At 65.8% G+C, this 10,883-nt stretch carries 8 protein-coding genes; 2 read left to right on the top strand and 6 right to left on the bottom strand.

The features are described 5' to 3' along the window. Positions 1–107: 107 nt before the first annotated feature. On the bottom strand, positions 108–839 hold the full coding sequence (gene scpB / locus V7778_RS22215; RefSeq protein WP_335559273.1) for an SMC-Scp complex subunit ScpB: 732 nt from the start codon (positions 837–839) through the stop codon (positions 108–110). Positions 840–1,002: 163 nt separating this feature from the next. Between scpB and V7778_RS22210 the strand changes: the two genes are divergently transcribed. Beyond that, positions 1,003–1,188 carry a hypothetical protein gene (locus V7778_RS22210; RefSeq protein WP_335559271.1) on the top strand — a complete coding sequence of 62 codons (186 nt, stop codon included), beginning with the start codon at positions 1,003–1,005 and terminating at the stop codon, positions 1,186–1,188. 55 nt (positions 1,189–1,243) lie between these two features. Here V7778_RS22210 and V7778_RS22205 read toward each other — a convergent pair whose 3' ends face one another. From V7778_RS22205 to V7778_RS22185, 5 genes are all read right to left on the bottom strand, one after another. After that, positions 1,244–2,260, bottom strand: a complete 1,017-nt coding sequence (locus V7778_RS22205; RefSeq protein ID WP_335559270.1) for a glucokinase — start codon at positions 2,258–2,260, stop codon at positions 1,244–1,246. A gap of 286 nt (positions 2,261–2,546) precedes the next feature. Continuing rightward, the gene (locus V7778_RS22200) at positions 2,547–3,491 is read right to left on the bottom strand and encodes a VTT domain-containing protein (protein WP_335559268.1); all 945 of its coding nucleotides are present in this window, start codon (positions 3,489–3,491) and stop codon (positions 2,547–2,549) included. 236 nt (positions 3,492–3,727) lie between these two features. Continuing rightward, entirely contained in the window at positions 3,728–5,419 is a 1,692-nt protein-coding gene (locus V7778_RS22195; protein ID WP_335559275.1) for an ABC transporter ATP-binding protein, read from the bottom strand. Beyond that, positions 5,419–6,429 carry an ABC transporter permease gene (locus tag V7778_RS22190; protein WP_335559266.1) on the bottom strand — a complete coding sequence of 337 codons (1,011 nt, stop codon included), beginning with the start codon at positions 6,427–6,429 and terminating at the stop codon, positions 5,419–5,421. Before V7778_RS22190 ends, V7778_RS22195 begins: the two co-directional genes overlap by 1 nt. Then, on the bottom strand, positions 6,426–7,364 hold the full coding sequence (locus tag V7778_RS22185; protein WP_335559264.1) for an ABC transporter permease: 939 nt from the start codon (positions 7,362–7,364) through the stop codon (positions 6,426–6,428). The genes V7778_RS22190 and V7778_RS22185 overlap by 4 nt, the downstream gene beginning before the upstream one ends. Before the next feature lie 546 nt (positions 7,365–7,910). Here V7778_RS22185 and V7778_RS22180 point away from each other — a divergent pair. Beyond that, positions 7,911–10,775: a TonB-dependent receptor domain-containing protein gene (locus V7778_RS22180; protein ID WP_335559261.1), complete on the top strand. Its 2,865-nt coding sequence runs from the start codon at positions 7,911–7,913 to the stop codon at positions 10,773–10,775. Positions 10,776–10,883: the final 108 nt, after the last annotated feature.

The following is a 10,883-nucleotide window of genomic DNA, read 5'->3' as shown; positions in this document are numbered from 1 at the left end:
CGGTGCCGGCAGCGGAGGCGGGAGTGGCCTCGGCCGCGGCGGCCTTGGTGCGGCGCTTCGGCTTGGCGGCGACCTCGCCCGCGTCCGCGGGCTTCGAATCGATCGGTTCAGTAGTCATCATTCGTATCTTTATTGTGCAGACCCGGCCCAGCGTCGGCCGCCGTCTCCCGGTCATGAATCGGGACTTCAACAGGTGAAGACATCGTTTCGTCGGCGGGCACGGGGGCATCCGCCTTGTCAAAATTCTCTTTCAGCGCAGCTTCCAGCGCTTCCAGGCTGCGGCCGTCCGGCACATCCGAGATCGGCTGCAGCGGCGGCAACTGGGACAGCGAGGCCAGGCCCAGGTCGTCCAGGAACTGCTTGGTGGTGCCGAGCAGGGCCGGCCGTCCCACCACTTCGCGGTGGCCGACCACGTCGATCCAGCCGCGGTCTTCCAGCATCTTGATGGTCTGCGAGTTGACCGCGACGCCGCGGATCTCCTCGATGTCGCCGCGCGTCACCGGCTGGCGGTAGGCGATGATCGCCAGCGTTTCCAGGGTCGCACGCGAATACTTGGGCGGCTTTTCCGGCGCCAGCCGGTCCAGGTAAGGCTTCATCTCGGGCCGGCTCTGGAAGCGCCAGCCGGAAGCCAGGCTGACGATCTCGATACCCCTGCCCCGCCAGTCCTGGCGCAGTTCCTCGAGCAGGATCTTGATCGTGTCGCCGCCCACGCCGGCGCCGACCTGGCGCCCGTTGGCGTCGACTTCGGCAAACAGCTTCTTCATGCCATGGATCGACATCGGCTCCCGGGCGCACAACAGGGCGGTCTCGAGGACCCGCTTGGCCTCGTCTGTATTCATATCACGATGTCGTCAGGCTCGAATGCAAGGAACATCAAACAAAAACAGATAACAACAAGGGCGTCAGCGGCGCGGCGGAAGGCCGGCGCCGATATCGGCCGTCGAGCGGACGGGCCGCCGCTGCGATCTACTTCGTCGTCAAACTGGAATCAGGAGCCCGGGCTTGGACGCGCCGGGCTGGCATTACGTGGCAGGCAAGGAACCTGCGCAGGCGGCCCGCCTGGTGGCTGGGCTGCTCGCCGTTGATTTTCAAGCGAAACGCTGGATCTGGATCCGCCGGGAGGCCACCGGCCGGGACACACGGGCGCGGGCGGACGACGTCGTTTCTTACAACTGCCGATCATTGTAACCGATAAAACCCGTCCGGGGACAAGGGTTTCGGACGCGCGTCCCCTGGGAATGTGTCAGCCAGACAGTTTTTCCGACAAAATCGCCGATACGCCGATGAAGGCGGGGTACTCGGCGGTGATCACATAGGTCGGTATCTCGCCGAGGTAAGCGGCAAAGCGGCCCTTCTGCTCGAAGCGGCTGCGGAAGGACGAGCGCGCGAAGCGTTCGCCCAGGCGCGGCACGATGCCGCCGCCGATATAGACCCCGCCCTGGGCGCCCAGGGTGACGGCCAGGTTGCCGGCCACGGTGCCCAGCATGCCGCAGAAGGCTTCCAGGGTGGCGTCGCACAGCGCGCACTCGCCCGCCAGAGCGCGGCGCGAGATTTCCGGCGCCGCCAGGCTCTCGCCCGGACGGCCGGCGCGGTCGGCCAGCGCGCGGTAGATCAGCTCCACGCCCGCCCCCGACAGCAGGCGCTCGGCAGAGACGTGCTCGAATTCGCGCCAGGCGTACTGGAGGATGGCGACCTCGAGTTCATTGGCCGGCGAAAAGGTGACGTGGCCACCCTCGCTGCGCAGCGCGGTCCAGCCGGCGCCGCAGGGAACCAGGCCGGAAACGCCCAGGCCGGTGCCGGCGCCCAGCAGGCCCAGCGGCGCGTCCGCTACCGGCGCACCGCCGCCGACCTGCTGCTTCTGGCCGCCCAGGTGGGGCAGCGAACGGGCCAGGGCAGAGAAATCGTTGACCACTTCCAGCACTTCGAAGCCGCATTCGCGGCGCAAGGCCTCGATCGAGAACTCCCAATGATGGTTGGTCATGCGCACATGGTCGCCCACCACCGGGTTGGCGATCGCGATCGCCGCATGGCGCACCGGGCCGGCATGCGCGTCGATCACGGCCGGCGAGGCCAGGTAGGCGCGTACGGCGGCGGCCAGGGTCAGGTGATCCTTGCAGGCCAATACATCGATCAGCTCGATCCGGCCGGGCCCGAACTCCAGGGCGAAGCGCGCGTTGGTGCCGCCGATGTCGGCGAGCAGGCGGGCGCCGCCGGCATGGGTGACGGACGCGGGCGTTGGGCGGTTGGCGGAAGCGGTCATTGCGGATCAAAAAGAAGCGATCACCAAGCTTACTAAACTTTTTGCCGCGACTACAAGAACATTTTGTAGTTTAGGTACATCTTATGCTGAAGGGGGCACAACAGCCGCGGAAAACGGCCAAAAATGTGTAGTAGTCCGACTACTTCGATGTTTCCTAGGGCTGGCGGCTTCGCCGACGCGGTGGCGGCGTGAACGAGATCCGTTGTACGGGCGTGCGAAAGCCGGCGATCCGCGCGTCGGCGGCAGAGCCGCCCACCCTACGGTGAGCACCGGCAGGTGGAGAGACTCAGCAAGTCGCCGGGTCGAGCGACGCGTCCGGATTGTGATGGGCGTTCCACGCATCCAGCCCGCCCTTGAGCGGGCGGGCACGGTGGAAGCCGTTGGCGAGGAACTGCTTGGCCACCTCGGCGGCCGTGACGTCGTTCGGGCAGCTGCAATAAACGACGATGTGGCGGTTGCGGTCGAGCGTGGCCATCAGCTGCGCCGGCTGGCAGGACTGGAACACCAGCGCGCCGGGAATGGCGGCTTCGAGGCCCTGGGCGGTGAGGCTGCGCGCGTCGATGATGAGCGGGTCGTGACCGCCGTCGATCAGCGCCAGCAGCTCGCCCAGCTCGATGCGCTCGATGGCGCTGCGCGCGCGGTGGCGGCGGCGCTCGATGTACTTGGCGACGATGAACAGGCCGAGCAGGGCCAGGACCACCGACAGCGCGGTGCTGCCCATGGTCGAGAGCAGCTCGAGCACGCCGTCGACGCTGTCGTGGAACCAGGTGCCCAGCAGGATGCCGGTGCCGCTCCACAGGGCCGCGCCGGTGATGGAGAAGGCCAGGAACTGGCGGGTATTCGTGCCCATCGCGCCCGACAGCGGCGCGGCGATGGTATTGAAGCCGGGGATGAATTTCGAGACCAGCAGCGACTTGACGCCGAAACGGCGGAAGCGGTCTTCGGTCTGGTTGACGCAGGAATCGGGGGACAGCGAAATCTTGCACAACAGGCGCAGGATGCGCTTGCCGTAGAAGCGCCCGGCGCGGAACCAGAACAAGTCGCAGATCAGGCAGGCGCCCACCGCCGCCATCAGGCACAGCTCCCAGCTGACGCCGCCGTCGACCGCCAGCGCGCCGGCCACGATCAGGATGGGATAGGCGGGAATCGGCAGGCCGAACTGCTCGACAAGGACGATGCCGAACACGATCAGCACGCCGTACATCTGGATCAGGTCGGATAACGGGGGCATCGTTCTATATTAGCCCAATTCCTTGCGGCTCACAGGGAGGCGGCATCTTTCATTTGGCGTATTCGCAACGCTTAATACGGCCGACGCAGGAGGTGGCGCCAACACGTCAGCCCCGCGCCCCCTCCCCGTCGTCCCGGCGAAGGCCGGGACCCAGGTTCGTACCGCATACCTGCTTCGAACGAAAACGATACGCCAGCAAACTTGGGTTCCGGCCGGAACGACGCGGTATGAATACGCTACGCCCCGCGCGGAATCGCCGCCAGCAGCGAGCGCGTGTAGGGATGCCGCGGGTTCCGGTACAGCTCGTCCGCATCCGCCATCTCCACCACGCCGCCCTGGTGCATGACCATCACCTGGTCCGAAATGTACTTCACCACCGACAGGTCGTGCGAGATGAAGATGTAGCTCATCCCGTACTCGTCCTGCAGGTCCTGCAGCAGGTTCAGCACCTGGGCCTGGACCGAGACGTCGAGCGCCGACACCGATTCGTCGCACACCAGGATTTCCGGCTTCATGGTCAGGCAGCGCGCGATCGCGATGCGCTGGCGCTGGCCGCCGGAGAACTCGTGCGGATAGCGGTGGTAGGCCTGCTCGGGCAGCCCCACCCGCTTGAGCAGGTGCTGGGCCATGGCCACCCGCTCGGCGTCGCCGGCGCCGATGCGGTGGATGCGCATCGGCTCCAGCAGGATCTGGCCCACCGTGAAGCGCGGATTCAGCGAGGCATAGGGATTCTGGAAGATGATCTGGATGCGCCGCTTGTAGGGCTGGTAGTCGCGGTCCGACATCGCGACCAGGTCGCGCCCTTCGAACAGGGCGCTGCCGCTTGTCGCGCGGTGCAGGCGCAGCAGGGTGAGTCCGACCGTGGTCTTGCCCGAGCCGGATTCGCCGACCACGCCCAGGGTCTTGCCGCGTCCCAGGGTGAAGGACACGTCCTTGACCGCCTTGAACTCGCGCTTGCCGAACAGGCCTTCGCGCAGCCAGAAGCTCTTGGCCAGGTTCTTCACCACCAGTACCGGCTCGTCCTGGGGCGAGGTGCCGCGGCTGCGCTGCGCCGGGGCCGCCTCGGGACGCGCGCCGCCGCCCAGAAAATCGTCGATGACGGGCAGCCGCACGGGCCGCTCGTCGAGCCTGGGCCGGCAGTGCAGCAGCGCCCGGGTATAGGCATCGGCGGGCGCGCCGAACACCTGGGCCGCCCCCCCTTCCTCGCGCACCACGCCGTGGCGCATCACGATCACGCGGTCGGCGATCTCGCCTACCAGGCCCAGGTCGTGGGTGATGAACAGCACCGCCATCTGGCGCCGCTTCTGCAGGCCGGCGATCAGCTCCATGATCTGTTTTTGAATGGTCACGTCGAGCGCCGTGGTCGGCTCGTCGGCGATCAGGAGCTTGGGCTCGCAGGCGATCGCCATCGCGATCATCACGCGCTGCTGCTGGCCGCCCGACATCTGCGAGGGATAGGCGTCGATCTTGTTCGCGGGGTCGGGAATGCCGACCTCCGCCAGCAGCTCGAGGGTGCGGGCCCGCGCCGCGCGCTTGCCCATGCCCATGTGCAGGCGCAGGACCTCGCCGATCTGGAAGCCCACCGTGAACACCGGGTTGAGCGAGGACATCGGCTCCTGGAAGATCATCGCGATCTCGCGCCCGCACAGCTTGCGCCGCTCCGCGACCGGCAGGCGGAGCAGCTCGCGGCCGTCGAAGCGCACGCTGGCGCCTTCGTGCACGATGGTGGTGTCGGGCGGCAGCAGGCCCATGACCGCCAGCGAGCTGACCGACTTGCCGCTGCCCGATTCGCCCACCAGGGCCACGGTGGCGTTGCGCGGCACGTCGAAGGAAATGCCCTTGATCGCTTCGACCGTGGTCTTCCTGTCGACCTTGAACGAGATGCGCAGGTCGCGGACCGACAGCAGCATGGAGGAGTCCTGGTTCATCATTTCAGCTTGGGATCGAGCGCGTCGCGCAAGGCGTCGGCGAACAGGGAGAAGGCCGTCACCAGCAAGGCCATGGCGCCGCTGGCGGCCGCCAGCTGCCACCACTTGCCCAGGATGAGCTCATTCTGGGCCTCGTTCAGCATGCTGCCCCAGGACACCACGCCGACCGGCACGCCGAAGCCCAGGAAGGACAGGATCACCTCGGCCTTGATGAAGCCGACCACCAGGATCGACATCTGCACCAGGGCCACGTGCGAGACGTTCGGCAGGATGTGGCCGAACATGCGCCGCCAGCCGGATGCCCCGATGGCGTCGGCCGCCATCACGTATTCGCGCGCCTTGTGCTTCATGTACTCGGCGCGCATCAGGCGGTAAGGCCCGGTCCAGCCGGTCAGGCCCAGGATCAGGACGATGGTCGCCACCCCTTTCTGCTGTAGCACCGCGGCCACGGTCAGGATCATCAGGATCGACGGAATCGAGGTGAAGACGCTGTAGAACCAGTTGAACAGGTCGTCGACGATGCCGCCGTAGAAGCCCGAGACGGCGCCGAACAGGGTGCCCAGCGCCACCGCCACGAAGGCCGCGACCAGTCCCACCACGATCGAGGTCTCGCCGCCCTTGATGGTTTTCTTGATGACGTCGTGGCCCCATTTGTCGGCGCCGAAGGGCAAGGTGGTGCGCTTGGCCACAGGCGGATGCTCGGCCGCCACCTTGGCCTTGAGTTCGGCCAGTTCGCCGGCCAGCGGATCGAAGGCGTTCGGCGGGACCGGGCGCGGGGCCTGGGCCGCGGCCAGCGCCCGGGTAGCGGCGTCGGCGCCCACGAAGGTCGGGGGCGCATAGTTCACCGCCACCTCCTCTTCCCAGTCGGCGGCGACCAGGCCGGCGCCGGACAGCGCCAGCAGGACCAGGAAGCCCGCCACCACGGCCAGCGACAGCATGGCGATGCGGTCGGCGCGCAGGCGGCGCCAGGCCAGGGCCCACAAGCCGGGCGAAGCGGGATGGGTCATCATTTGAGCTGCACGCGCGGATCGACGGCCTGGTACAGCAGATCGGCCAGCAGGTTGAACACCATGGTCGCGGCGGCCACGTAGACCGTGATCGCCTTGATCACCGGGAAGTCGCTGCGCTCCACCGCCAGGATCACTTCGCGGCCGATGCCGGGAATGCCGAAGAAGCGCTCGAGCAGGAAGGCGCCGATCAGCAGCGCCGGCAGGTTGGCCATGACGTGGGTGATGATGGGAATCGCGGCATTGCGCAGCACGTGCACCCAGACGATGCGGCGCTCCGACAGCCCCTTGGCGCGGGCGGTGCGCACGTAGTCCTGCCCCACTTCGTCCAGCACGAAGCTGCGGTACAGGCGCAGGGTGGGCGCGATCGACACCGCCAGGCCGATGATGATGGGCAGCAGCGCGTAGCGCAGCAGGTTCTCGCCCGGCGATTCGCCCCAGCCCTGCACCGGGAACAGCCCGAGCTTGTAGGCGAACAGGTACTGGAACACGATGATGTAGACCAGGATCGAGATCGACATGCCGACCGTGCACGCGACCATGACCGCGCGGTCGGTGAGCGAGCCGCGCACGAAGGCGATGGCCAGGGCCAGGGCGATGCCGAACAGGGTCTCGAGCACGGTCAGCGGCACCAGCACGGTGAGCGAAGGCCCCAGGCGGCTGGCGATGATGTGCGAGACCGGCTCGCCCGTGCTCCAGGCATTGCCGAAATCAAAGCTGAGGATCTGCTTGACGAAGATCCACAGCTGCACCGTGTAGGGCTGGTCGGTGCCGAGCTGGCGGCGGATGTTCTCGATCGCCGCCGTGTCCGCCATTTTCCCGGCCAGCAGGTAGGCCGGGTCGCCGCCCACCCAGTTAAACAGCAGGAACACCAGCACCACGACGCCCGCCATGGTCGGCAGCATCTGCCACAGCCGCCGGAGGATATAAGAAACCATGAAACTCCCGCATTCCCAGAGCTTGCTCTTGGGGCAAGCCGAAAGGCGTAACGATAGCGCATAACGCCGGGAGTGCACAGGCACAGGCTATGAGGGGCCGATAGTCCAGCGTTATATGTAAAAGACATGACTGTAGCCTTCTATTCCTCCCCTTGCCACAAAGTGGAAGACAGGAGAAACCAGCTTCACCGACGAGGCACCAACCCGGTGCGCCAGTGTGCACCGCAACAGGGAAATCCGTAGATAAAAAGGCATGCCATCCCGACCACCTATTTTTATTTTTTGGCCATATCACCAAATCTTATTGAAGTAAATACCAGGGAGAAATTAGTTGTTTTTTTCTCTTGCCCTGTCATTACGATTGACAACGTATGCACGAGGATGCTTTTATTGCCTAGTGGTAAAAGATGCCGTTATTACATGGCGGCGATTTGTGACAATTTTACTGTGCGGGCGGGTATCGCCGCCGGCAGGGCTAACTGGGAAACTTACATGATGGTTGAAACAGTTCTATCTCGTTCAGTTCGAATGATGTTTGCAGGTGGTATGGTAGTCGCCTTCTCGGCTGCCAACGCGCAGCAGGCGCCCGCGGCTCCGGCCGAAGGCCAGCAGCTGCAGCGCGTCGAGGTGACCGGTTCGCGTATCGCGACCGCGAACCTGGAAAGCGTCAGCCCTGTAACCGTGGTCGGCGCCAAGGACATCAAGCTCGAAGGCGTTAAATCGGTGGAAAGCCTGCTGAACAACCTGCCACAGGTGTTCGCCGACCAGGGTGGCCAGATTTCGAATGGCTCGACCGGTACCGCGACTGTCAACCTGCGCAACTTCGGCGCCGACCGCACCCTGGTGCTGGTCAACGGCCGCCGCCTGCCGGCAGGTTCCCCGCGCAACACCGCGGCCGACCTGAACCAGATTCCGGCATCGCTGATCAAGCGCGTCGAAGTCCTGACCGGCGGCGCCTCCGCGATCTACGGCTCGGACGCCGTGGCCGGCGTGGTCAACTTCATCATGAACGATAACTTCCAGGGCGTTCAGATCGAAAGCAACTACCAGTTCTACAACCACCAGCAGAACGGCGGCCCCGCTGCCGACGCCGCGCGCAGCCGCAACTTCCCGGTCGCCGACGACAAGAGCGCCGACGCCAAGGTCAAGGACATCAACCTGCTGATGGGCGGTAACTTCGCCGACGGCAAGGGCAATGCCGTGGTCTACATCGGCTACAAGAAGGAAGACCCGCTGCTGCAATCCGAGCGCGACTTCACCGCCTGCTCGCTGGACGGCTTCAGCTCGGGCAATACCCTGAACTGCGGCGGCTCGAGCACCAGCTTCCCGGGCCGCTTCATCACCGACAACGGCAACTTCACGGTTGCCAACGCCAACGGCGGCGTCCGTCCGTATGTCGCCGCCACCGACCAGTACAACTATGGCCCGCTGAACTACTTCCGCCGTCCGTCGGAACGCTACACCTTCAGCTCGTTCACCCACTACGACGTGAACGACAATATGCGCCTGTACACCGAGGCCAGCTTCCACGACGACCATACGGTCGCCCAGATCGCTCCGTCGGGCCTGTTCGGCTTCGACGCTTCGGGCGCGAACGCGATCCGCTGGGAAAACCCGCTGCTGTCCGACGCATGGCGCAGCGCCCTCGGCATGACCGGTCCGGGCGACACCGCCGACGCCGTCATCTTCCGCCGTAACGTCGAAGGCGGCGGCCGCCGTGACGACCAGCGCCACACCTCCTACCGCGGCGTGATCGGCCTGAAGGGCGATATCGGCAACTGGAACTACGACGTGTTCGCGCAAGTGGGCAAGGTCCTGTTCTCGGAAACCTACTTCAACGACTTCTCGAACCAGCGCATCGGCCGCGCACTCGACGTCGTCAGCACCGCCGCCGGCCCGGCTTGCCGCACCTTCGTCTCCGGCGTCGATCCGAACTGCGTCCCGTACAACATGTGGTCGCTGGGCGGCGTGTCGCAGGAAGCGCTCGCTTACCTGCAGACCCCGGGCTTCCAGAAGGGCAGCACCCACCAGTCGGTACAGGGCCTGAACCTGTCGACCGACCTGGGCGAGTACGGCCTCAAGCTTCCGACCAGCAACAACGGCATCGGCCTGGCGCTGGGCTGGGAACACCGTACCGAGAAGCTCGACCTGGCCACCGACACCGCCTTCGAAACCGGCGACCTGGCCGGCCAGGGTGGCCCGACCAAGGGCGTGTCCGGCCAGTTCAGCGTGCGCGACTACTACGCCGAGACCCGCATCCCGGTGCTCGAGAAGATGCCGTTCGCCGACCAGTTGACCCTGACCGCGTCCTACCGCCGTTCGGACTACTCGACCGGCCACAAGACCAACTCCTACGGTGTCGGTGCGGAATGGGCGCCGGTGCAGGCTGCCAAGCTGCGCTTCAGCTACCAGCGCGCCGCCCGCGCCGCCAACGTGGTCGAGCTGTTCACCCCGAGCGGCCTGAGCCTGTTCGGCATGGCGAACGACCCCTGCGCCGGCGCGACCCCGAGCGCCACGCTGGCACAGTGCGCCCTGACCGGCGTGACCCCGGCGCAGTACGGCAGCATCGAGGATAGCCCGGCACAGCAGTACAACCAGATCACCGGCGGCAACGCCAACCTGGCGCCGGAGAAGTCGGATTCCTACACCCTGGGCCTGGTGCTGACCCCGATGCGCAACATGTCGATGACCATCGACGCGTTCGACATGAAGGTCGAGGGCACGATCGGCGGCCTGCCGGCATCGACCACCCTGACCCAGTGCTTGAACACCGGCGATCCGAAGTTCTGCTCGCTGATCACCCGTGACCGCCTGGGCACCCTGTGGGCCCTGCCGACCTCGCAAGTGATCGCGACCAACCAGAACCTGGGCATGACCGCCACCAAGGGCATCGACCTGGGCATCAACTACGGCATGAAGGTCGGCCAATGGGGCAAGCTGGATCTGTCGCTGGTCGGCACCTACCTGAAGGAGTTCATCCAGGAAGACTTCCCGGGTTCGGGCGAGTACGACTGCGCCGGCCTGCACGGCACCACCTGCGGCACCCCGCTGCCGAAGTGGCGTCACAAGGTGCGCGCCGTCTGGGGCACGCCGTGGAACGGGATCGAAGTGGGCGCCACCTGGCGCTACATCAAGGGCGTGAAGCTGGACGCCACCAGCAGCAACGAGATCCTGGCCGCCGACTTCGAACCGGCTGACGAGCGCCTGGGCGCCCGCAACTACCTGGATCTGGTCGGTAGCTGGGCCATGAACAAGCAGCTGACCTTCCGCGTGGGCGTCAACAACCTGCTGGACAAGGATCCGCCGGTGACCGGCGTGGTTGCTGCCGTGTTCGGCAACGGCAACACCTATCCGCAGGTCTACGATGCGATGGGCCGCCACGTGTTCCTGAACCTGACCGCTACGTTCTGATTCTGGTGATGTCAATGAAAACGGCGCACTTCGGTGCGCCGTTTTTTATTGCCTGCTGCGCTTGAAGTTGGCGATGCGCCGGCGAACTCGGGTCCCCGCCTTCGCGGG

Source organism: Massilia sp. DD77, from assembly GCF_036961685.1.
Classification (GTDB): domain Bacteria; phylum Pseudomonadota; class Gammaproteobacteria; order Burkholderiales; family Burkholderiaceae_D; genus Telluria.
This window is presented reverse-complemented; position numbering and strand designations above follow the sequence as displayed.